The 21,447-nt window shown below is 67.6% G+C and carries 26 protein-coding genes; 18 read left to right on the top strand and 8 right to left on the bottom strand.

Annotated features, from left to right (window positions below):
- Positions 1-24: 24 nt before the first annotated feature.
- The gene (locus QFZ42_RS01515; protein WP_307699253.1) at positions 25-501 is read right to left on the bottom strand and encodes a DUF2244 domain-containing protein; all 477 of its coding nucleotides are present in this window, start codon (positions 499-501) and stop codon (positions 25-27) included.
- A gap of 167 nt (positions 502-668) precedes the next feature.
- Entirely contained in the window at positions 669-1,583 is a 915-nt protein-coding gene (locus tag QFZ42_RS01510; RefSeq protein ID WP_307699252.1) for a biotin synthase, read from the bottom strand.
- Positions 1,584-1,606: 23 nt separating this feature from the next.
- Here QFZ42_RS01510 and QFZ42_RS01505 point away from each other — a divergent pair, with 23 nt between their 5' ends.
- Both QFZ42_RS01505 and trmL read left to right on the top strand, forming a co-directional pair.
- On the top strand, positions 1,607-2,323 hold the full coding sequence (locus QFZ42_RS01505; RefSeq protein WP_307699251.1) for a ComF family protein: 717 nt from the start codon (positions 1,607-1,609) through the stop codon (positions 2,321-2,323).
- A gap of 19 nt (positions 2,324-2,342) precedes the next feature.
- Positions 2,343-2,804, top strand: coding sequence for a tRNA (uridine(34)/cytosine(34)/5-carboxymethylaminomethyluridine(34)-2'-O)-methyltransferase TrmL (trmL, locus tag QFZ42_RS01500; RefSeq protein WP_307699250.1), 462 nt, complete (start codon positions 2,343-2,345; stop codon positions 2,802-2,804).
- Between the two features lie 7 nt (positions 2,805-2,811).
- On the opposite strand, the gene QFZ42_RS01495 is transcribed toward trmL, so the two are convergent.
- On the bottom strand, positions 2,812-3,282 hold the full coding sequence (locus QFZ42_RS01495; protein WP_307699249.1) for a MaoC family dehydratase: 471 nt from the start codon (positions 3,280-3,282) through the stop codon (positions 2,812-2,814).
- Between the two features lie 52 nt (positions 3,283-3,334).
- Positions 3,335-3,955 (bottom strand): ParA family protein, encoded by a 621-nt coding sequence (locus tag QFZ42_RS01490; protein ID WP_307699248.1) that lies wholly within the window; start codon positions 3,953-3,955, stop codon positions 3,335-3,337.
- A 92-nt stretch (positions 3,956-4,047) separates the two neighbouring features.
- Here QFZ42_RS01490 and kefF point away from each other — a divergent pair, with 92 nt between their 5' ends.
- Both kefF and kefC read left to right on the top strand, forming a co-directional pair.
- Positions 4,048-4,788 (top strand): glutathione-regulated potassium-efflux system oxidoreductase KefF, encoded by a 741-nt coding sequence (kefF, locus tag QFZ42_RS01485; protein WP_307704145.1) that lies wholly within the window; start codon positions 4,048-4,050, stop codon positions 4,786-4,788.
- Positions 4,789-4,790: 2 nt separating this feature from the next.
- Complete coding sequence (gene kefC / locus QFZ42_RS01480; RefSeq protein ID WP_307699247.1) at positions 4,791-6,650, top strand: glutathione-regulated potassium-efflux system protein KefC; 1,860 nt, start codon at positions 4,791-4,793, stop codon at positions 6,648-6,650.
- A gap of 16 nt (positions 6,651-6,666) precedes the next feature.
- Here the strand turns inward: kefC and QFZ42_RS01475 are convergent, their stop codons facing one another.
- A complete protein-coding gene (locus tag QFZ42_RS01475) occupies positions 6,667-7,533 on the bottom strand; it encodes an amidohydrolase family protein (protein WP_307699246.1) in 867 nt (288 codons plus the stop codon).
- A 104-nt stretch (positions 7,534-7,637) separates the two neighbouring features.
- Here QFZ42_RS01475 and QFZ42_RS01470 point away from each other — a divergent pair, with 104 nt between their 5' ends.
- From QFZ42_RS01470 to QFZ42_RS01450, 5 genes are read left to right on the top strand one after another with little or no spacing between them, the layout of a single operon-like run.
- The gene (locus QFZ42_RS01470) at positions 7,638-8,411 is read left to right on the top strand and encodes a crotonase/enoyl-CoA hydratase family protein (RefSeq protein ID WP_307699245.1); all 774 of its coding nucleotides are present in this window, start codon (positions 7,638-7,640) and stop codon (positions 8,409-8,411) included.
- Positions 8,408-10,261, top strand: a complete 1,854-nt coding sequence (locus tag QFZ42_RS01465; RefSeq protein WP_307699244.1) for a feruloyl-CoA synthase — start codon at positions 8,408-8,410, stop codon at positions 10,259-10,261. The genes QFZ42_RS01470 and QFZ42_RS01465 overlap by 4 nt, the downstream gene beginning before the upstream one ends.
- 23 nt (positions 10,262-10,284) lie before the next feature.
- Complete coding sequence (locus QFZ42_RS01460) at positions 10,285-11,049, top strand: SDR family NAD(P)-dependent oxidoreductase (RefSeq protein ID WP_307699243.1); 765 nt, start codon at positions 10,285-10,287, stop codon at positions 11,047-11,049.
- Between the two features lie 32 nt (positions 11,050-11,081).
- Positions 11,082-12,071, top strand: coding sequence for a Bug family tripartite tricarboxylate transporter substrate binding protein (locus QFZ42_RS01455; protein ID WP_307699242.1), 990 nt, complete (start codon positions 11,082-11,084; stop codon positions 12,069-12,071).
- Positions 12,072-12,087: 16 nt separating this feature from the next.
- Positions 12,088-13,842: an acyl-CoA dehydrogenase family protein gene (locus tag QFZ42_RS01450; protein ID WP_307699241.1), complete on the top strand. Its 1,755-nt coding sequence runs from the start codon at positions 12,088-12,090 to the stop codon at positions 13,840-13,842.
- Positions 13,843-13,863: 21 nt separating this feature from the next.
- Here QFZ42_RS01450 and QFZ42_RS01445 read toward each other — a convergent pair whose 3' ends face one another.
- Positions 13,864-14,508 carry an NAD(P)H-dependent oxidoreductase gene (locus QFZ42_RS01445; protein ID WP_307699240.1) on the bottom strand — a complete coding sequence of 215 codons (645 nt, stop codon included), beginning with the start codon at positions 14,506-14,508 and terminating at the stop codon, positions 13,864-13,866.
- A gap of 51 nt (positions 14,509-14,559) precedes the next feature.
- On the opposite strand from QFZ42_RS01445, the gene QFZ42_RS01440 reads away from it, so the two are divergent.
- The 4 genes from QFZ42_RS01440 to QFZ42_RS01425 all read left to right on the top strand — a co-directional run bounded on the left by QFZ42_RS01440 (position 14,560) and on the right by QFZ42_RS01425 (position 16,386).
- The gene (locus QFZ42_RS01440) at positions 14,560-15,210 is read left to right on the top strand and encodes a TetR/AcrR family transcriptional regulator (RefSeq protein WP_307699239.1); all 651 of its coding nucleotides are present in this window, start codon (positions 14,560-14,562) and stop codon (positions 15,208-15,210) included.
- Positions 15,211-15,232: 22 nt separating this feature from the next.
- Positions 15,233-15,721 (top strand): MarR family winged helix-turn-helix transcriptional regulator, encoded by a 489-nt coding sequence (locus tag QFZ42_RS01435; RefSeq protein WP_307699238.1) that lies wholly within the window; start codon positions 15,233-15,235, stop codon positions 15,719-15,721.
- Between the two features lie 65 nt (positions 15,722-15,786).
- Entirely contained in the window at positions 15,787-16,056 is a 270-nt protein-coding gene (locus tag QFZ42_RS01430) for a type II toxin-antitoxin system prevent-host-death family antitoxin (protein WP_307699237.1), read from the top strand.
- A 12-nt stretch (positions 16,057-16,068) separates the two neighbouring features.
- Positions 16,069-16,386: a CcdB family protein gene (locus QFZ42_RS01425; protein ID WP_307699236.1), complete on the top strand. Its 318-nt coding sequence runs from the start codon at positions 16,069-16,071 to the stop codon at positions 16,384-16,386.
- A 77-nt stretch (positions 16,387-16,463) separates the two neighbouring features.
- Here QFZ42_RS01425 and QFZ42_RS01420 read toward each other — a convergent pair whose 3' ends face one another.
- Positions 16,464-17,126, bottom strand: a complete 663-nt coding sequence (locus QFZ42_RS01420; RefSeq protein WP_307699235.1) for a TetR/AcrR family transcriptional regulator — start codon at positions 17,124-17,126, stop codon at positions 16,464-16,466.
- 135 nt (positions 17,127-17,261) lie between these two features.
- On the opposite strand from QFZ42_RS01420, the gene QFZ42_RS01415 reads away from it, so the two are divergent.
- The 5 genes from QFZ42_RS01415 to QFZ42_RS01395 all read left to right on the top strand — a co-directional run bounded on the left by QFZ42_RS01415 (position 17,262) and on the right by QFZ42_RS01395 (position 20,668).
- Positions 17,262-17,699: a VOC family protein gene (locus QFZ42_RS01415; RefSeq protein ID WP_307699234.1), complete on the top strand. Its 438-nt coding sequence runs from the start codon at positions 17,262-17,264 to the stop codon at positions 17,697-17,699.
- A gap of 49 nt (positions 17,700-17,748) precedes the next feature.
- Positions 17,749-18,276 (top strand): SRPBCC family protein, encoded by a 528-nt coding sequence (locus tag QFZ42_RS01410; RefSeq protein ID WP_307699233.1) that lies wholly within the window; start codon positions 17,749-17,751, stop codon positions 18,274-18,276.
- A gap of 20 nt (positions 18,277-18,296) precedes the next feature.
- Positions 18,297-18,716 carry a VOC family protein gene (locus tag QFZ42_RS01405; RefSeq protein WP_307699232.1) on the top strand — a complete coding sequence of 140 codons (420 nt, stop codon included), beginning with the start codon at positions 18,297-18,299 and terminating at the stop codon, positions 18,714-18,716.
- 40 nt (positions 18,717-18,756) lie between these two features.
- Positions 18,757-20,244, top strand: a complete 1,488-nt coding sequence (locus tag QFZ42_RS01400) for a DHA2 family efflux MFS transporter permease subunit (protein ID WP_307699231.1) — start codon at positions 18,757-18,759, stop codon at positions 20,242-20,244.
- A 64-nt stretch (positions 20,245-20,308) separates the two neighbouring features.
- The gene (locus QFZ42_RS01395) at positions 20,309-20,668 is read left to right on the top strand and encodes a DUF1428 domain-containing protein (RefSeq protein ID WP_307699230.1); all 360 of its coding nucleotides are present in this window, start codon (positions 20,309-20,311) and stop codon (positions 20,666-20,668) included.
- 10 nt (positions 20,669-20,678) lie between these two features.
- Here QFZ42_RS01395 and QFZ42_RS01390 read toward each other — a convergent pair whose 3' ends face one another.
- Positions 20,679-21,437 (bottom strand): sulfite exporter TauE/SafE family protein, encoded by a 759-nt coding sequence (locus QFZ42_RS01390; protein ID WP_307699229.1) that lies wholly within the window; start codon positions 21,435-21,437, stop codon positions 20,679-20,681.
- Positions 21,438-21,447 lie beyond the last annotated feature (10 nt).

Here is a 21,447-nt window from a genome sequence, read left to right as displayed (position 1 = left end):
ACCGTGCAGCGCCGCGCGAGCCGTTCAGGCGCCACGCAACGCCATGCGAATCTCGCGCGCCAGTGCGGCTCGCAACTCCGGGCGTACATAGCGCCCCACCCTGACCGACCGACCCTGCCCCGAGACCTCGATCAGCGAACGATCGCCGGCCTGCGGTTCGACCCGCACCTGGTGCGGCAGAAATTCCGTGCGCTCGTAGTCGCCACCGTTCTCGAGCTCCACCACCAGCCGTCCGCCCTGCAACGCGATCTTTTCTCCATCGGTCGCGTGCCGTGCGTACAGCATGAATACGAAACCCACCGCCGCCATTTCGAGCCAGGCAAAAGGCAGCACCAGCGGCGCACCGCGCAGCCAGAACAGCGTACCGATTCCGAGCGATACCACGCACAGCGAGGCGTAGAGCCAGCCCAGCTGGCTCGGCGTCACCGAGCAATTGCGCTTCAGGAACCAGTGGATGTTCTGGCCTGAAACGGTGGCAAAACGAAACACGGAATTCGACACGGGCGAGTTCAGCAAATCGGTGCGTCGACGGCTGGCCAACCCCTTGTTCCACAGGATCGGACAGGCCTCGTTCGCGGGACAATTCCCGCGAGTTTCACGCAACGGCGGATTGTAGCGGGTAGAGACAGGGGCCCGCCGCCAAGATGCGCTGCTTGCAGCCCGGCCGTTCAGGGGCCGGGCCGGCCGCGCTGCAGCATCGAGCGCATCTCGCGCAGCGACACCGCGCTCTCGGCCGAGAGCGCCACGCGCGGCGCCGGCTTGAAGGCGTGCCCGTAGATGACCTCGAAGGTCAGCGCGATGCGCCCGCCGCCCTCTTGTGCCGGCGCCAGCTCGGGCAGGGCCTGCTTCAGCGCCCCGTGCCATGCCTTGCCGCGCAGCGCCGGAAAGCGCGCCGGATGCAGGTTGCGCCCGAGCGTGCGCAGCTCGGCAAGCGCCGCCTCGGGCGTGGCCCAGGTAAGCACGATGCGTTCCATGTCCATCACGGGCTCGGCAAAGCCGGCATGCACCAGCATGTCGCCCCAGTCGTGCATGTCGGTGTATTCGTGGCCCGCCGCCGGCCAGCCGAGCCGGGCGTGCAGCGCCCGCAGCTCGCGCGCCGTGTCGGGACCGAGGCACGAGAACATCAGGAAGCCGTCGGTCGCCACCAGCCGGTGCCACTGCGCGATGAGCGCCTCGGGGTCGGCCGCCATGTGCAGCGACATGTTGGCCCAGAGCAGGTCGACGCCGTCTTCGGGCGGCGCATCGAAGCGGGCCTTGCCGCCCTGCCAGCGGCGCGCGCTCCACCAAGGCGAGGCCAGCGCCTCGTGGGTCGGGGCGACAAGAGCCGGTTCGGGTTCGATCACGAAGCCGGCGGCTTCGCGGTAGCGCCGGGCCACGAGCTCGTGCGCCTCCAGGCCGCCGCGCAGGGGCGCCCAGTCGGCCCAGGTGCGGGGCTGGGCCTTGATCCACTGCAGCCGGTCTTCCATGCGGCGGCCGATTTCCTCGTGCAGCCAGGGCGAGCCGGCGGCAGGCGCGAGCCGCCTCCAGCGTGCGGCCGCCGTGGGATCGATGGTCGGCGGTCTTCTTGCGGGGTCGGTGGCCATGGGGCCGTGAGTATATTGAGCCCATGTTCAGCCGCTTTGCCCATCGGCCTTTGACCTCTCTCTTTGCACGGCTGCCCAGCCAGTGCGAGGTGTGCCGCGCCTGGCCTTCGCGGCGCGTTTGCGATGCCTGCGTGGCCCGCTTCGCGCCGCCGGCCGCGCGCTGCGGCAGCTGCGCCCTGCCGGTTCCAGACGGCGTGGCACGTTGCGGCGAATGCGTGCGCCACCCGCCGCCGTTGGACGCCTGCCTTGCGGCCTGCACCTATGCATGGCCGTGGCCCGAGTGCATCGCCCAGTTCAAGTTCCGTGGCGAGGCCGGCTGGGCCGGGCCTTTTGCCACCTTGATGCGCAGCGTGCCGTGGGTGGAACCGGCGCTGGAGCAGTGCGACACCGTGCTGCCCATGCCGATGGCGCCGGTCCGGCTGCGCGAGCGCGGCTTCAACCAGGCGCTCGAACTGGCGCGCCGGCTCGCTTCCGCCAAGACCGATGCGACGCTGCTCCTGCGCACCCGCGAAACGCCGGCGCAGAGCGGCCTCGCGCGCGCCGAGCGCCTTCGCAACCTGCGCGGCGCCTTTGCCGTGGAACCGCTGCGCGCGCACCGGCTGCAGGGCCGGCGCGTGGTGCTGGTCGACGACGTGATGACCAGCGGCGCCTCGCTGTTTGCGGCGGCCGAAACGCTGCGGCTGGCCGGCGCGGCCCATGTGACGGCGATCGTGTTCGCGCGGACCGATCCGCCGCACTGACCGCCGCGACAATCGGCGCATGTTCCATATCGTTCTGGTCCACCCCGAAATTCCGCCGAACACGGGCAATGTGATCCGTCTCGCGGCCAACACCGGCTGCACGCTGCACCTGATCGAGCCGCTGGGCTTCTCCATGGACGACCGACTGCTGCGCCGCGCCGGGCTCGACTATCACGAATACGCCGAAGTGAAGCGCCACGCCGACTGGCAGGCGCTGCTCGACGGGGAACGGCCTGCCACCGAGCGCATGTTCGCGCTCACCACGCGCGGCACGCGCGCCGTGCACGACGTGCGCTTTCAACCGGGCGACTGGCTGGTGTTCGGCTCGGAGACCAGCGGCTTGCCGCCGGCGGTGCGCGACGGCTTTGCGGAGCCCCAGCGCCTGCGGCTCCCCATGCGCGAAGGGCAGCGCAGCCTGAATCTTTCGAATGCGGTGGCGGTGACCGTCTTCGAGGCCTGGCGGCAGAACGGGTTCGGCTGAGCCGGATTCAGCGGTAGCGGCGCACCACCGACTCGGCCACGCAGGCCGGCTTGGCCGCACCTTCGAGCTCGATCGTGGTTTCCCAGGTCATCTGGAAGCCGTCGTCCGCAATCGGCTCGGCCGTGAGCAGCTTCATGCGCGCCCGCAGCCGCTTGCCGACCGGCACCGGCGACATGAAGCGCACCCGGTTCAGCCCGTAGTTCACGCCCATGCGCGATTCGACCACGTCGAGCGCCGTCTCGTAGAAGCGCGGCAGCAGCGACAGCGTCAGGAAGCCGTGGGCAATCGGGGCGCCGAAGGGCCCAGCCTTCGCACGCTCGACGTCGACATGAATCCACTGGTGGTCGCCCGTGGCTTCGGCGAACTGGTTCACCTGCTCCTGCGTGATGGCGATCCAGTCGCTCACGGCGACCTCCTGGCCCACGCAGGCGGCAAGATCCTGAAGCGTCTGGAATGTCTTTTTGGTCATGCGCGGCATTCTGGCGCCAAGGCGAGCGGCGCGGCTGTCGGCCTCGCGACAGCCGAAAGCCTCAGCCCTCGAGCCATTCGCAGATCGGCTGCCACTGTTCCAGGTCGCGCTGCACCCGCCCTGGCGCGATGTCGAACAGCGTGAGCCCGCGTGCCGCGAGCTGCACATAGTTCTGCGTGTCGCGCAGTTCGCCCAGCACAGGAACGCCAAGGCTCGCGATGAACTCGTTGAGCCGGTCGGCCGCCAGGGTGCGGGCGTTCACGCGCATGCCCACGAGGCTGATTTTGGTTTTCTCGGCACGGCGCTGCTCCATCAGCCGATCGAGGAAATCGCGCGTGGCGTAGATGTCGAAGATGCTCGGCTGCAACGGAACGATCACCCGGTCGGCGAGCGCCAGCACCTCCTTGAAGCGCCATCCGTGCAGGCCGGCCGGCGTGTCGAGCACGGCGTGCGTGGTGCCGCGCGGCGGCCGCACCACGGCGCTGTCGCCGGCGGCTTCCCAGGTGGCGATGGACCGGGCTTGCGGCGGCCGCAAGCCGAGCCAGAGGCGGGACGACTGCTGGCGGTCCACGTCGCCGAGCATCACGGCATGGCCGCGGCTTGCGAAGTAGCCCGCAATATTCGTCGCGAGTGTCGACTTGCCTACGCCACCCTTGGGATTAGCGACCAGAACCACCGGCATGAGCATCTCCTCCAGAGCTGGAACACCCGCATCGTAGCGACACGACGTGCGCGGGCCCGAGGGAAGAGGCAATCTTGCGCTATGTTCGCGGCATGACGACAACAACACCCGCCGCCGCCGACACCGGCGGCATCTACGTGCTCGCGGCTCATCCGCACTGGCGCGACTCCCGCGTCAACCGCCGGCTGCTGGCCGCCGCGCGCTCGGTGCCCGGCGTCGAAGTGAACGACCTCTATGGCAGCTATCCCGATTTCGCCATCGACGTCGAAGCCGAACAGGCGCGGCTCGCGAAGGCCAGCCTGGTGGTGCTGCTGCACCCGATCCAGTGGTACTCGATGCCGGCGCTGCAAAAACTCTGGCTCGATGACGTGCTCAGCTACGGATGGGCCTATGGGCCCGGCGGCACGGCCCTGCAGGGCAAGGACTGCTGGCTGGTTGCCACCACGGGCAGCCCCGAGGCGAGCTATCACCCGCAGAACTACCACCGCTATTTCTTCGACGCCTTCCTGCCGCCCTACGAGCAGACGGCGGCGCTCTGCGGCATGCGCTTCCTGCCGCCGCTGGTGCTCCACGGCGCGCGCAGCGCCGCCGAGGCCGAGGTGGCGGCGCACGTCGACGTGTTCGCGCAGCGGCTCGGCAGCTATCCGCAGTGGCCCGAGCTCGAGGAACTCGACGTGTGCGTGGCCTGCCCGGTGCCCGAAACCGATCGTCCTGCAGAACATGACGACCAGAATGCAGTGGTCGCCGGCGCCTTCCATTCCGCAATGACCCACGGCATCGCTTCCATGTCCGCCGCGAACGAAGAAAAGAACAACGAAGAAGGAATGGCCTGAGCATGGAACACGCACCCGCCTGGCTGACCAGCAGCCTGATCTACCTGGGCGCCGCCGTGCTGGTGGTGCCGTTGTCCAAGGCCCTGGGCCTCGGTTCCATCATCGGCTACCTCGTGGCCGGCATCGCCATCGGCCCGTGGGGGCTCGGCCTCGTGTCCAGCGTGGAGGAGGTGCTGCACTTCGCCGAGTTCGGCGTGGTGCTGATGCTGTTTCTGGTGGGCCTCGAACTCGAGCCCAAGCGCCTGTGGAACCTGCGGCGGCCCATCTTCGGCTGGGGCGCCGCCCAGGTGCTGAGCTGCGCCGCGGTGCTGTTTGCCGTGGGCTGGGCCGCGGGTGCCGAATGGCGCGTGGCGCTGGTGGCGGCGCTCGGCCTGGCGCTTTCGTCCACCGCCATTGCGCTGCAGGTGTTCGGCGAACGCAACCTGCTCAAAACGCCGAGCGGCCAGGCGGGCTTTTCGATCCTGCTGTTCCAGGACGTGGCGGCCATTCCGATCCTGGCGCTCTTGCCATTGTTGGCGGGCGCCACCGCGGCCGAACAGTCGCTCAGCGGGCTCGACCGCGCGCTCGAGGGCCTGAAGATCGTCGGCGTGATCGCCGGCATCATCCTCGGCGGCCGGCTCGCCTTGCGTCCGCTGCTGCGCTGGATTGCGCGCAGCGACACGCCCGAGATCTTCACGGCCGCCGCGCTGCTGCTGGTGGTTGCCATCGCGGCGCTGATGCAGTTCGTGGGCCTTTCGATGGCGCTCGGCGCCTTCCTCGCCGGCGTGCTGCTGGCGGAAAGCGAATACCGGCGCGAACTCGAAACCGACATCGAGCCCTTCAAGGGCCTGCTGCTGGGCCTGTTCTTCATCGCCGTGGGCATGTCGATCAACTTCGGGGTGCTGATCGCAAGCCCCTGGCTGATGGCGATGCTGGTGGTCGGCTTCATGGTCATCAAGCTGGCCGTGATCTACGCGCTGGCCAAGGCCATGGGCCTGGCCTACCAGGAGCGGCCCGTGTTCACACTGCTGCTCGCGCAGGGCGGCGAGTTCGCGTTCGTGGTGTTCCAGGCGGCCGGGCCCGATGTGCTGCCGCCTGAGATCACTTCGCTCCTGATCGGCGCGGTGGCGCTCTCGATGCTGCTGTCGCCGCTCCTCCTGGTGCTGCTCGACAAGTTCGTGCTGCCGCGCTACAGCCGCAACAACGGCCCGCAGCTGGAAGAAATCTCGGAGCAGCAGGATGCCAAGGTGCTGATCTGCGGCTTCGGGCGCTACGGCCAGATCGTCGGCCGCATGCTGATGTCGCAAGGCCTGCGCGTGACGGTGCTCGACCACGATGCCGACACCGTCGAAGGCCTGCGCCAGTTCGGCTACCGCGTGTTCTACGGCGACGCCACCCGGCTCGACCTGCTGCGCACCGCAGGCGCCGGAACGGCCAAGGCCATCGTCGTGGCGGTCGACGACATCGAGCAATCGCTCGACATCGTCGACCTGGTGAAGGAGCACTTTCCGCAGGCGCGCATCATCGCGCGGGCCCGCAACGTGACGCACCTCTTCCAGCTGCGCGACCGCGGCGTGACGGATGTCGAACGCGAGGTGTTCGAATCGTCATTGCGCAGCGCCCGCACCACGCTCGAGGCGCTGGGCTGGCCGGCGCACGAAGCGCGCGAGTCGGCCATGCGCTTCCGGCGCCGGAACATCAAGCTCAGCGACGAGATCTATCCGCACTACAAGGACCGCGCCAAGCTCATCGCCGCCAACAAGGCGGGTCGCCAGCAATTCGCGGAGCAGATGGCGCGCGAACGCGAAGAGCGGCAGCGCCGCTTGGGACGCGACTGGGACCGACTCGACGAGAAGGAAGAGGCGGAAAAGGCAGACTCGTAGCCCTCGCTGCTTCCGGTCAGCCTTCGAGCTTCAGCAGGCGCACCGCGTTGCCCTTCAAAATGCCCGGCATCACCTCGGGCTTGAAGCCGGCCGTCTCGAAGTCCTTCATCCAGCGGTCGGGCGTGATCAGCGGGTAGTCGCTGCCGAACAGGATGCGGTCCTTCAGCAGCGTGTTGGCGTACTGCACCAGCTGCTTCGGAAAGTACTTGGGGCTCCAGCCCGACAGGTCGATCCACACATTGGGCTTGTGCGTGGCCACGCTCAGCGCCTCGTCCTGCCAGGGGAAGCTGGGGTGGGCCATCACGATCTGCATGTCCGGAAAGTCGATGGCCACATCGTCCAGGTGCATCGGGTTGCTGTATTCCAGCCGCAGGCCGCCGCCGCAGCGCATGCCTGACCCAATGCCGCTGTGGCCGGTGTGGAAGATGGCCGGCAGCTTGTACTCGGCAATCACCTCGTAGATCGGCCAGGCCATCTTGTCGTAGGGGTGGAAAGCCTGCACCGTCGGGTGGAACTTGAAGCCCTTCACGCCGTGCTCCTCGACGAGCCGGCGCGCCTCGCGCGCACCCATCTTCCCCTTGTGCGGATCGATGCTGGCGAAGGCGATCATCATGTCGCTGTTCTGCTGCGCGGCCTCGGCGATCTCCTCGTTCGGAATGCGCCGGCGCCCCATGTTCGATTCGGCATCCACCATGAACATCACCAGGCCGATCTTGCGCTCGCGGTAGTAGGCGACGCTCTCGGCGATGGTCGGGCGCCCGCTCGAGCCGAAGTACTTGTCCGCGGCGCGGTCGTACTCCTCGCCGTAGTTGTCGAACGGGTTCCAGCAGCTCACTTCGGCGTGGGTGTGGATGTCGATCGCAATCAGGTTCTGGTGGTCCATCTCGTTGTCTCCAGTACGGGTAAGTCCCTAGGATTTGGGGCGCTCAAGTGCCTTGAATTGATTATTTATCATAACCATAATCCAACTCACACACCAATGCAATCATGACCAATCCCGATCTCCAACTCGACATTCGCGACGAAGTCGCCATCGTCCGCCTGACGCGCGGCGCCAAACGCAATGCCCTTTCGGACGGCCTGATCCTCGCGTTGCGCAACACCTTCGAGACCCTGCCCTCCACGGTGCGGGCCGCGGTGCTCGACGGCGAAGGCCCTCACTTCTGCGCCGGCCTCGACCTGAGCGAATTGAAAGAGCGCGACGCGGGCCAGGGCATGCAGCATTCGCGCCTGTGGCATGCCGCCCTCGACCTGATCCAGCACGGCCCGGTGCCGGTGGTCGCCGCGCTGCACGGCGCGGTGGTGGGCGGCGGGCTCGAACTGGCGAGCGCCTGCCACATCCGCGTGGCCGACCGCAGCACCTTCTACGCACTGCCCGAAGGCTCGCGCGGCATCTTCGTGGGCGGCGGCGGCTCGGTGCGCATTCCCAAGCTGATCGGCGTGGCCCGCATGACCGACATGATGATGACCGGCCGGGTCTACAACGCGGAAGATGGCGAGCGCGCCAACTTCGCGCAGTACCTGGTCGACGAAGGTGCGGCTTTCGACAAGGCCTTCGAGCTCGCCAGGCGCATTGCCACCAACGCGCCGCTCACCAACTACGCGCTGATGCACGCGCTGCCGCGCATTGCGGAACAGTCGGCCGACCACGGCTTCTTCACCGAGGCGCTGATGTCCGGCATCGTGCAGAACGCGCCCGAGGCCAAGGAGCGCGTGCGCGATTTCCTCGAAGGCCGCGGCGCCAAGGTGAGCAAGGGATGACCACCGTTCGCTACCGTCCGCTGGCGTTCGGCGTCACCCGCGCAGTGCTGCGCGCCGGCGCGCCGGGCACGCAGTACCTGCGGGCCGAAACAGAGCTCGGCCCCTACCGCGACCGCATGACCGACCGCCTGGCGCACTGGGCCGAAGCGGCACCCGAGCGCACCTTCATCGCGCGCCGCGAGCGGCTGGCCGACGGCAGCACCGGCGAGTGGCAGCGCGTGAGCTACGCCGAGGCCCTGCAGAAGGCCCGCAGCATCGGCCAGGCCCTGCTCGATCGCGGCCTGAGTGCGGATCGCCCGGTCGCGATCCTCAGCGAAAACGGCATCGAACACGCCCTGCTGGCCCTTGGCTGCCTCTATGCCGGCGTGCCGTATTGCCCCGTGTCGCCGCCCTACTCGCTGGTGAGCCAGGATTTCGAGAAACTGCGCCACGTGCTGGACACGCTCACGCCGGGCCTCGTGTTCGCCGCCGACCCCGCGCGCTACGGCCGTGCCATTGCAGCCGTCGTTCCCGCCGACACCGAAGTCGTGCTTGCCGAAGGCCAGCTCGAAGGCCGTGCCGCCACCTCGTTCGACGCGCTGATCGCCACGCCCGCAACGCCCGCCATCGACGCCGCGATGCGCGCCACCGGCCCCGACACCATCACCAAGTTTCTGTTCACCTCGGGCTCCACCAAGATGCCCAAGGCGGTGATCAACACGCACCGCATGTGGTGCGCCAACCAGCAGCAGCTGCGCCAGTCGATTCCCGCGCTCGGCGAAGAGCCGCCGGTGCTGGTCGACTGGCTGCCGTGGAACCACACCTTCGGCGGCAACCACAACGTGGGCATCGTGCTGGACAACGGCGGCACGCTCTACATCGACGACGGCAAGCCCACGCCCGGCGGCATGGCCGAGACGCTGCGCAACCTGCGCGAGATCGCGCCCACCATCTACTTCAACGTACCCACCGGCTTCGAGGCCATTGCGCACGCGATGGAAACCGACGCGGTGCTGCGCCGCAACCTGCTGTCGCGGGTGAAGATGTTCTTCTACTCCGGCGCGGCGCTCGCGCAACCGATCTGGGACAGCCTGCACCGCACGCAAGAGGCCGAAGTGGGCGAGCGCATCGTGATGGGCACCGGCCTCGGCATGACCGAGTCGGGCCCGTTCGCGCTGTACGTCACCGGACCCGAGGTCAAGTCGGGCGACATCGGCCTGCCCGCGGCAGGCATCGAGCTCAAGCTGATCCAGGTCGACGGCAAGACCGAGGTGCGCTACCGCGGTCCGAACATCACGCCCGGCTACTGGCGCGCGCCCGAAGCCACGGCCGAGGCCCTGGACGAAGAGGGTTTTTTCTGCACCGGCGACGCGGTGAAGTGGATCGACGAAGACAACATCCACCGAGGCCTGCGCTTCGACGGCCGCATCGCCGAAGACTTCAAGCTCGCCACCGGCACCTTCGTGAGCGTCGGGCCGCTGCGCGCGAAGATCATCGCGGCCGGCGCGCCCTACGTGCAGGACGCGGTGCTCACCGGCATCAACCTGAAGGAAGTCGGCGCGCTGATCTTCCCGACGCAGAAGGTGCGCCAGCTCGCCGGCCTGCCCGACGGCGCACCCATGCAGCAGGTGCTCGAAAGCGCGCCGGTGCAGGCGCACTTCCAGCAGGTGGCCGACGAACTGGCCGCCATGGGCACCGGCAGCGCCAACCGCATCGCGCGGCTGCACCTGATGGCCGAGCCGCCTTCGATCGACAAGGGCGAAGTGACCGACAAGGGCTCCATCAACCAGCGCGCCGTGCTCAAGCACCGCGATCACCTGGTCGAGGCGCTGCATGCCGACACCCTGCCCTTCACCCTGAAGCCCCGCTGAACCCATCCAGGAGACCACACACCATGAAGATCGAAGGACAAGCCGCACTCGTCACCGGTGGCGCATCGGGCCTCGGCGAGGCCACCGCACGCGAACTCGCGCGCCTGGGGGCCAAGGTGGCCGTGCTCGACCGCAATGCCGAGCTGGCCGAAAAAGTGGCGTCAGAAATCGGTGGCGTCGCGTGCGTCTGCGACATCACCGATACCGAGAGCGTCACCGCCGCGCTCGACAAGGCCGCGGCGGCGCATGGCGCCGCGCGCATCCTCATGAACGTGGCCGGCATCGGCAGCGCGAAGCGCATCGTCGGCAAGGACGGCAACCCGGCGCCGCTCGAAGACTTCGTGCGCGTGGTCAACATCAACCTGATCGGCGGCTACAACATGGCGCGCCTGTTCGCGGCGCGTTGCGCCAAGCTCGACGCGCTCGACAACGGCGAAAAGGGCGTGATGCTCTTCACCGCATCTGTCGCGGCCTTCGACGGCCAGGTGGGCCAGCAGGCCTACAGCGCCTCCAAGGGCGGCCTCGTCGGCATGACGCTGCCGATGGCGCGCGACCTCGCGCAGCACGCCATTCGCGTGTGCACCGTGGCGCCGGGCCTCTTTGCCACGCCGCTCCTGATGGAACTGCCCGAAGCCGTGCAGCAATCGCTCGCCGCGTCGATTCCATTCCCCCCTCGCCTGGGCAAGCCTTCGGAGTTCGCCGAACTGGCCTGCCACATCGTGACCAACGGGCACTTGAACGGCGAAGTGATTCGCCTCGATGGCGCCCTGCGCATGGCGCCGCGCTGATTTCAGCCTCGAACAACACTGGAGACAAGACCATGACCAATCGACGTCAGTTCGTGAAAGCACTCGGCGGCGCAGCCGCACTCGGCGCCCTGCATCCGCTCGCCGCGCTGGCCCAGGCCGTGCAGCAGGCCAAGATCTACTACGGCTTTCCGGCCGGCAGCGCGGGCGACAGCGTGGCGCGCCGCGTGGCCGAAAAGCTGGGCGACACGCCCTATTCGAAAATCAATGCGGTGGTCGAGAACAAGCCGGGCGCGGGCGGGCGCATTGCGCTGGACACGCTCAAGACTTCGGTGGCCGACGGCTCGGTGCTGTGCCTGGCGCAGGCCTCGGCGCTGTCGACCTACCCGCACATCTATACCAAGCTGAGCTACGGCCTCGCCGATTTCGCGCCGATTTCGATCGGCGCCGTGATGACGCACGGCCTGGCCGTCGGGCCGATGGTGCCCGCCAGCGTGAAGACGCTGAAAGACTACGTCGCGTGGGCCAAGGCCAACCCGGGCCAGGCCAGCTACGGCTCGCCGGGCGCGGGCTCCACGCCGCACTTTCTGGGCGCGCTGCTGGGCCTGAACAGCGGCACCGACCTGCGCCACGTGCCCTACCGCGGCTCGCTGCCGGCCATCAACGACGTGGTGGGCGGACAAATCGCATCGAGCATGACGCCCGTGGGCGACTGCCTGCCCTTCGTCAAGGCCGGCAAGCTGCGCGTGCTCGCCACCTCGGGCGCTCAGCGCGCGGCCTACCTGCCTGAAGCGCCCACGTTCACCGAGCAAGGGTTCCCCGAAATCGTGGCCGACGAATGGTTCGGCTTCTTCGCGCCGGCCAAGACTCCCGCCGCCGTCATCGCCGCGGCGAGCACCGCGATCCAGGCCGCGCTCAAGGACAAGACCGTGGCCGAGGGCCTGCTGTCGGTCGGCCTGGTCGCCCACGGCTCCTCGCCCGAGGACATGAAGAAGTCGCTCCAGGCCGAATACGAGCGCTGGGGTCCGCTGGTCAAGAAGATCGGCTTCACCGCGGAATCCTGAGAGCGCGCACGCACCGATGAGCTACCGGCCCCGCCCCGAAGACAGCCGATTCATCCTGAACGCGGTGCTCGACGCGCCGGCGAAGCTGCGCGCCCTGGCGCCCTTCGCGGAGGTCGACGAGGCGCTGCAGGGCCAAGTGCTCGAAGAGGCGGCGCGCTTCGTGGCCGAAGCCGTGGCGCCGTCGAACCGCGATGGGGACGAGATCGGCTGCCGCTTTGCCGGCGGCGAGGTCACCACGCCGCCGGGTTTTCGCGAGGCTTACCAAGCCTTGGTCGACGGCGGCTGGCCTGGCTTGTCGGCGGCGCCGGAAGATGGCGGCCAAGGCCTGCCCGCCGTGCTCGAAGCCATCCTCTACGAGTGGTTGAGCGCGGCAAACCATGGCTTCACCATGGCACCGGGACTGCTGCATGGCGCCTATGCCTGCCTCAAGCACCATGGCAGCGACGAGCTCAAGCAACGCTATCTCCCGAAGATCGCGAGCGGCGAATGGCTTGCCACCATGTGCCTCACCGAGGCGCACGCGGGCAGCGACCTCGGCCAGGTGCGCACGCGCGCCATGCCGCAGGCCGACGGCAGCTTTCGCGTGAGCGGCGGCAAGATTTTTATCTCCGGCGGCGAGCACGACCTCACGCCCAACATCGTGCATCTGGTGCTTTGCCGGTTGCCCGATGCGCCTGCGGGTCCCAAGGGCCTGTCGCTGGTGCTCGTACCCAAGGTGCTACCGGACAGCACGCGCAATGCGGTGCATTGCGAGCGCATCGAAGAAAAAATGGGCCTGCACGGCAGCCCGACCTGCGTCATGCGCTTCGATGAAGCCACCGGCTGGCTGGTCGGCGAGGCGGGCCGCGGCCTGGCCGCGATGTTCGTGATGATGAACGCGGCACGCCTGCACGTGGCGCTGCAGGGCATCGGCCTGCTCGATGCCGCCTGGCAGAAGGCCGACGCCTATGCCACGGAGCGCCGCCAGATGCGCGCGCCCGGCGCCGTACCGGCAAGCCGCGGCAGCGAAGCGGCCGACCTGATTGCCGAACACCCGGCGGTCCGGCGCATTCTCGATACGCAGCGCGCCTGGGTCGAGGCCGGGCGTACGCTCGCCTACCGCAGCGCGCTGATGCTCGATGTGGCCGCGCACGACGCCGACCCCAAGGCACGCGAACGTGCGCAGCGCTGGTGTTCGCTGGTCACCCCGGTTCTCAAGGCCGCCTGTACGCAGCAGGCGTTTCATGGCGCGAGCGAATGCCTCCAGGTGTTCGGCGGCCACGGCTACGTGCGCGAATGGGGCATCGAGCAGATCGTGCGCGACGCGCGCGTGACCATGATCTACGAGGGCACCAACGAGATCCAGGCCATCGACCTCTTGGTGCGCAAGGTGCTGCCCGACGGCGGCGCCGCCATGTCGGCCGTGCTGCTCGAGCTGCGCGACACGCTCGATGCGTCGCGCGAGGCCGATGCCGACGTGCAGCGCCGGCTCGCGCAGTTGCGCTACCTGGGCACCACCATCGCCATGGCCGCGCATGCCAACCCCGTGCTGCCCTATGAAGTGGCCGACGACTACCTGCGCGTGGTGATGCTCACGCTGATGGCCTGGGCCTGGGCGCGCATCGACGCGGCCGACGCATCCGAGGCGGAGCGCGCCGCGAGAGCCGGCGCCGCGGCGGCATTCCGGCGCTGGGTGTTGCCCGAGTTCGAGATGCGGCTGGGCATCGTCAAGCGCGCCTGCGAGAGCATTGCGCTGTCGCAGGCTGCGGCAGGCCATCCGGGCCAACCCTGAATGCGCGCCGCACACTCGACGTCATCGCACGCCAGTGGGAAGCGGCTCTGCCGAAGCTGAAAGCGTTTGCCGAGTCGGACTAGAAGCGGTTGCCACCTTGCGGCCCAGGGCCGTGGCCGTCTCGAAGTTCTCGCGCCAGTCGCCGTCCGCCGGCTCGAGCAGCAGCTCGGACCGCGGCACGCCGGCACCGCAGTAGTCGAAGATGCCGTGGTCGATCTGGGTTCGCATGGCGCCGAAATAGCCGTGGCGCGCATAGGTGCGCCAGTCCGCCCCGCCGATCGCGGCCAGGTACACGGGCAGGCGGTGCAGCTTCTTCTTCAGCGGCATGCCCGGCGCCTCGTCGTACGCCCAGCCGTTGGAGAACACCCGGTCGATCCAGCCCTTGAGCAATGCCGGGAAGGACCACCAGTAGACCGGGTACACCAGCACGAGCGCGTCGGCCCGGTCGATGCGCGCCTGCTCCGAACGCACGTCGTCGCTTGGCGTGCGCCGCTCGCGGTGCACCGCGATGTCGTGTTCGGTGAAGCGGGGATCGAAGCCTTCGGCCGCCAGATCGGCGGCCTCGGCCGAATGCCCGGCCAGCTCGATGCCTTCGATGATTCTGGCCGCGACCGCGTGGGTGGCGGAATCGGGCTTGGGGTGGGCAACGACGACGAGCGCATGCATGAGGTAGTCCTTTCGAGTGCTTTATATACGTTTGGTAGGTAGTCGACTGCAATGTACCATTGGTACATAACCATTCCGTACACCCCGACATTGCCTGAAGCGCCCACCCGAAAGCGTCTCGCCCGCAGCGACCGCTACCGCCAGCTCATCGAGTCGGCGTGGGCGCTGGTGCGGCATGAAGGCATGGATGCACTGACGCTCGGGCGGCTTGCCGAGCAGGCCAAGGTGGCCAAACCCGTCGTCTACGATCACTTCGGCACCCGCAACGGGCTCATCTCGGCGCTTTACCTGGACTTCGAATCGCGCCAGGAGGCCATCATCGACGCGGCCATCGCGGCCAGTGCGAACACCTTGCCGGCCATGGCAAAGGTCATCGGCTCCACCTATGTGGACTGCGCGCTGGCGCAGGGCCGCGAGCTTCCGGGCATCGTCGGCGCCCTGTCCGGCGCGCCGGAGCTCGAACTGGTCAAGCGCGAATGTGCCGATGCGTTCCACGAGAAGTGCCGCAAGGTGCTGGCGCCCTTCGCGCCCGCCGGGCAGTTGGCACCGCTGCGCGTGCGGGCCATGCTGGGCGCGGCGGAGGCCCTGTCGTACGCGGCCGTCGCCGGCGAGATCACGCCCGCGCAGGCCAAGGCCGAGCTGCAGGCCACCATCGCGCTCCTGGTCACGACGCCCAGGACGCAGAAACCGCCCGCGGCATAGCAAGCGGTTACGCTCCGGTCCTATGCCTCGCCCCTCCAAGAACAGTTCCGCCAAGACAGAGCCCGCGGCCGCCGCCGGCAAGCAGGACCGGCTCGACGCCCGCATCCTCGAAGCCCTGGTCGGCTACAACGCCCGCCGTGCCTGGTTGATCATCAGCGGCGTGTTCGCCGAACGCATGGCGCCGTACGGGCTCAAGCAGATCGACTTCTCGGTGCTCTCGCTGCTCGCGCACAACCCGGGCGCCACCTCGCGCCAGCTGTGCAACACGCTCGACATCTTGCCGCCCAACCTCGTGAGCCTGGTGGCCACGCTGGACAGCCGCGGGCTCATCGAGCGCAAGCCGCATCCGCACGACGGCCGCGCGGTGGGGCTGCACCTCACCGAGGCGGGCGAAAAACTGATCCGCGAGGCCGAGCAGACCGTGACGCAGCTCGAGGCCGACGCGAGCGCACGGCTCACGGCGCGCGAGCGCGAAACGCTGATCCGGCTGCTGCAGAAGATCTATCTGTAGCCTGTTCCGACGTCCAATTTCACTCCAGGAATGGCTAAAATGGCTGATCCTTATAGGATTCACCCATGCAGATCAGTGCCACGGAAGCCAAGAACCGGTTCGGCTATTACCTCGGCCAAGCCGAGCGCGAGCCTGTCCATGTGATGAAGAACGATCGCGTGGCTGGTGTGATCGTGTCCGCCGCGCGCTTTGCCGAGCTGGAGGCCCTGGAACAGAAAAAGTCGATGGCTCAGCGCAAGCGGGAATTCGGTGAGACGTACAAAGATTGGATTGCCGCACAAAACGATCTAGTCGATCGCATCGGCGTCTTCGGCGAAGAGTTCAGGCCCTGGTGAGAACAGCACCCAGTGGCCCAGTTCGACGTCTACCCCAATCCCTCGAAACTTCAACGTCCGGACATTCCCTGGATAGTCGACATCCAGAGCGATCTCCTCTCGGCATTGCCGACGCGCCTGGTCGTTCCACTCGCGTTGCGCAAGCACATGCCTGCCGCTTTGCCTCGTGCGTTATGCCCGCAGTTGCAGTGGGAGGGCAATGCCCTGGTCGCTCTGCCGCACCTGGCCGCGCCGTTTCGCGTGAAAGATCTCGGCACCTCGCTAGGCAGCCTGCGATCGCAGGCGAGCGAGTTCGTCGGGGCGCTCGACGCCGTCATCAGCGGGGTATGAGCGGCCGCGGGCGCAGCGCCCTGGCGAACTGTTCGGCCTTGCGGCACCAGGCTCACTGACCAGGAAGCGCACCCGGGTTAGAGCCCCCGCTCCACCATGTCGATCAAGCGCTGCCCAAGCGCATGGGCAGCCTCCGGCTCCATGCCTTTCAGCGGCCCCTCGATGATCAGCAGCGCGAGTCCATGCACGGCCGACCAGGCCAGGTATTCGGCATTCGGACGACGTGAGGGGGCGAGCGCACCCGCCTCCACCAGCCGGTCGACCGCAGTGCCCAGCAACTCAAATGGGTTCATGCCGCCTGCCCCCGCGCTCGCCGGCCCCACCTCGCCCTCGGCATCTTCCGACGACACCAGGAACGCCGTGCGGAACAGGCCCGGCTCGGCCTGCGCAAAACGCAGATAGGCGGTGCCGATCGCCCGCACCCGCGCCCGCGCGAAATCGATGGGCGGCTGGTCGCGGGGCAGCGCCGCCAATTCCTTTTCCATGGCAGTGGCCGCGGCCGACAGCGCGGCCGCGCGCACCGCCAGCAGCAACTCCCGCCGGCTCGCGAAATGCCGATAGGCCGCGTTCGGCACCACGCCCGCGCGCCGCGTCACCTCGCGCAGCGCCACCGCCTCAGGGCCACCGTCGCGCGCCAGTTCGATGCCTGCATCGAGCAGCGCGCGGCGCAAGTCGCCGTGCCGGTACGTGCTGCGGGCGGCAGGCGGAACAGGGGCTGGCGGAACGACGGGAGGGCTCAATCGGAATCTCCATGTGGACAGTGTCCATTATGTCTGCTATTCTTTGTGGACGGTGTACACAAACTAGGTATTCCGTATTCGCGCAGGGCTTCTGCGCACCCCCTTTTCTTTCACCCTCTGTCCAAAGGAAACGCCATGAAAGTCCAGTCTTATCTGTCCTTCGAAGGCCGTTGCGACGAAGCCATCGCCTTCTACAAAAAGGCGCTCGGCGCCGAAGTCGTCCAGCTCATGCGCTACAGCGAGGCGCCCGCAATGCCACCGTCTTCGGATGCCGAAGCCAGCTGCGGCGGCGGCGGGCCTGCCGCCGACAAGGTGATGCACGCCGTGGTGCGCATCGGCGAAACCGAACTGATGGCTTCCGACGGGCGGTGCTCGGGCCAGCCCGAGTTCAAGGGCATCATGCTCGCCCTTACCGCCGCCACCGACGCCGAGGCGCGCCAGTGGTTCGGTGCGCTCGCCGACGGCGGCCAGGTGATGCAGCCGCTGATGCCGACCTTCTTCAGCTCCAGCTTCGGCATGCTCACGGACCGATTCGGCATCGGCTGGCTGCTGGTGGTGGCGCAAGCCGGCTGAGCGCGGTCACGCCTATCCCCTCATTGTTCCCCTTGCATCCGGAGTACCCATGCTCAAGACCATCGCCCTCGCCGTGCTCGCGCTGATTGCCGCGCTGCTGATCTTCGCAGCCACCCGGCCCGACACCTTCCGCGTCGAGCGCACCGCGCGCATCCAGGCGCCGGCCGAGAAGATCTTTCCGTTGATCGGCGACTTCCATCGCTGGGGCACCTGGTCTCCCTACGAGAAGCTCGACCCGGAAATGAAGCGGGAATTCGGCGGCACACCGAGCGGCAAGGGCGCCACCTATGCCTGGGACAGCAAGGGCAAGGCGGGTGCGGGTCGCATGGAAATCATGGAGTCATCGCCTTCCTCCAGGATCGCGATCAAGCTCGACTTCATCAAACCTTTCGAAGGCCACAACACGGCCGAGTTCACGCTGAAACCAGAGGGCGATGCCACGCAGGTCACCTGGGCCATGTACGGCCCCAACCCCTATGTTGCAAAACTCATGGGCATTTTTTTCAACATGGACCAGATGATCGGCAAGGACTTCGAAGCAGGCCTTGCCAGTCTCAAGACAGCCACTGAAAAATAAACCGTCACCAAGGAAACCTCATGTCCCCCATCCACGCTTATCTCTCGTTCGACGGCAACGCCGCCGAAGCCATGCGCTTCTATGAGAAAACACTCGGCGGCACCATGCAGATGATGATGACCATGGGCGAAGCGCCGGGCGCCCAGCACTTTCCGCCCGGCGCCGAAAAACGCATCATGCATGCGGCCCTGGCCTACGGCGACGGCATGCTGATGGCTTCCGACACCATGCCCGGGCAGGCCTACGAAGGCATGAAGGGCTTCGGCGTCGCGCTCACCCTCGAGACCGTCGCGGAAGCGAAGCGCGTGTTCGACGCCTTCGCCGACGGCGGCACCGTCACGATGCCTTTCGAGAAAACCTTCTGGGTCGAAGGCTTCGGCATGGTGACCGACCGCTTCGGTACCCCATGGCTCATCAATGGCGGCAAGTCGCTGGTCTGAGCACACTTCATCCGCAAAATTCTGCAGGGGATCACTCTTCATGACCGACACACTCGACAACAACCGGAAGCGCTGGCTCGCATTGATGGTGCTGTGCCTCGGCGTGCTGATGATCGTGCTCGACACCACGATCGTGAACGTGGCATTGCCTTCCATTCGCACCGACCTGGGCTTCACCGAAACCTCGCTGGTCTGGGTGGTGAACGCCTACATGCTGACCTTCGGCGGCTTCCTGCTGCTGGGGGGCAGGCTCGGCGACCTCTACGGGCACCGCAGGGTCTTCCTGGTCGGCCTTGTGCTGTTCACGCTCGCCTCGCTGGCCTGCGGCATCGCCAACTCGCAAGGCGTGCTGATTGCGGCGCGCGCGGTGCAGGGGCTGGGCGGCGCGGTGGTGTCGGCCGTCTCGCTCTCGCTGATCATGAACCTGTTCACCGAACCGGCCGATCGCGCGAAGGCGATGGGCGTGTATGGCTTCGTCTGCGCGGGCGGCGGCAGCATCGGCGTGCTGCTGGGCGGGCTGCTCACGAGCACGCTGAGCTGGCACTGGATCTTCCTGGTCAACCTGCCGATCGGTGTGGCGGTGTATGCGCTGTGCGTGGCGCTGCTGCCCAACGCGCGCGGCCAGGCGCACGGCGAGAAGCTCGACGTGGCCGGCGCCGTCACCGTCACGCTGTCGCTCATGCTCGCGGTCTACGGCGTGGTCAACGGCAACGAAGCCGGCTGGGGTTCCACCCAAACGCTGGGCCTGCTCGGCGCTGCCGTGGTGCTGCTCGCGATCTTCATCGCCATCGAGGCGCGCGTGCAGCATCCGCTGATGCCGCTCGGCCTCTTCCGCCTGCGCAGCGTGTCGGTCGCCAACGTGGTGGGCGTGCTGTGGGCGGCGGCGATGTTCGCGTGGTTCTTCATCTCCGCGCTCTACATGCAGCTGGTGCTGAACTACACGCCGATGCAGATCGGCCTCGCCTTCCTGCCGGCCAACATCATCATGGCGGTGTTCTCGCTCGGCCTCTCGGCCAGGCTGGTGATGCGCTTCGGCATCCGCAAGCCGCTCGCGGCCGGACTCTGGCTCGCGGCCATCGGCCTCGCGCTCTTCGCGCGCGCGCCGGTCAACGGCAGCTTCGTCGTCGACGTGCTGCCCGGGATGATGCTGCTCGGCCTGGGCGCGGGCATGGCGTTCAACCCGGTGCTGCTCGCGGCCATGAGCGAGGTCGACCCGGCCGATTCGGGCCTCGCCTCGGGCGTGGTCAACACCGCCTTCATGATGGGCGGCGCACTCGGTCTCGCCGTGCTGGCCAGCGCCGCCGCGGCGCGCACCGGCTCGATGCAAGCAGCCGGGGCGCAGTTGCCTCTTGCGCTCACAGGCGGCTACAACCTTGCGTTTCTTGTCGGCGCCGTGTTCGCGGCGCTCGCGGGCTTGATCGGGGCCTTGCTGCTTCGCACTGCGCCACCGGGGTCCACTCAGAACGACAAGAACAACGAAGGGGCCGCGGCATCCGCAAGCGCGGCCAACCGTGCGGCGGCGTCCTGAAGGCTCGGCCGTGCGGCGGCCGACCTTTCTTTTCTTTCTTCCGTTTCTTTCAAGGAGACCTTCAATGGCCCGCTATGTCGATGGCTTTCTCGTTCCCGTTCCCTCGAACAATGTCGAGGCTTACCGCAAGCTGGCGCGCAAGGCCGGCAAGATCTGGATGGAATACGGTGCGCTCGAATATGTGGAGTGCATCGCCGACGACGTGAAGCCCGGCAAGCTCACCTCGTTTCCCCAGAGCGTGAAGCAGAAGGCGGACGAAACAGTGGCGTTCTCGTGGATCGTCTACAAGTCGCGCAAGCACCGCGACGCGGTCAATGCCAAGGTCATGGCCGACCCGCGCATTGCCGCGATGGACCCGAAAACCATGCCCTTCGATGCGAAGCGGATGATGTTCGGCGGCTTCAAGTCGATCGTCGAGTTCTAAAAGCCCGCCTTCAGGCCAGGAAGCCGTCGTAGACGAGCTTCAGGCCGGTCAACAGCATGCCCAGGTACACGAAGCGATAGAACCACGTCGCGTCGATGCGCCGCGCAATGCGAATGCCGACCCACACGCCGAGCGGCGCCAGCGGCATCAGCACCGCCGACGTGGCGAGCGTGCGCAGGTCGATCAGCCCGAGCCATGCGTACGGAATCCACTTGCTCAGGTTCACCACGAAGAAGAAGTACGCCATCGTCGCGGTGAATACCACCGGCTTGAGCCGCAGCGGAATCACGTAGGCATTGACCGGCGGCCCGCCCGCGTGGGCGATGAAGCTCGTGAAGCCCGACACCGCCGTGAGCGCCGCGCCCACCGCACGCGAGGGCAGCGGATCGTCGGGCTTGGGCGGAAACACCAGCCGCTGCGCCAGGAACAGCAGCGTGAACACGCCGACGATGCCGGCCACGGTGTGGGCCGAGAGCGTCCGGAACAGCAGCGTGCCGATCACCGTGCCGAGCAGCCCGAACGGAATCAGGAACTTGAGCAGCGCGCGGTCGAAGTCGCGGCGGAAGGCGGCCACGCCGAGCAGGTCCATCAACAGCAGCAGCGGCATCAGGATGGCCGCGGCTTGCGGCACCGTGACCGCCAGCGCCATCAGCGGCACCGCGAGCGAGCCGAAACCGGCGCCGAATCCGCTCTTGCTGATGCCGAGCAGCAGCACGGCGGGAATGGCAACCGCATAGAAATGCGGATCGGTGATGAGGGGAAAGACCATGGGAAGGCGG

The organism is Variovorax paradoxus, from assembly GCF_030815855.1.
Classification (GTDB): domain Bacteria; phylum Pseudomonadota; class Gammaproteobacteria; order Burkholderiales; family Burkholderiaceae_C; genus Variovorax; species Variovorax paradoxus_M.
This window is presented reverse-complemented; position numbering and strand designations above follow the sequence as displayed.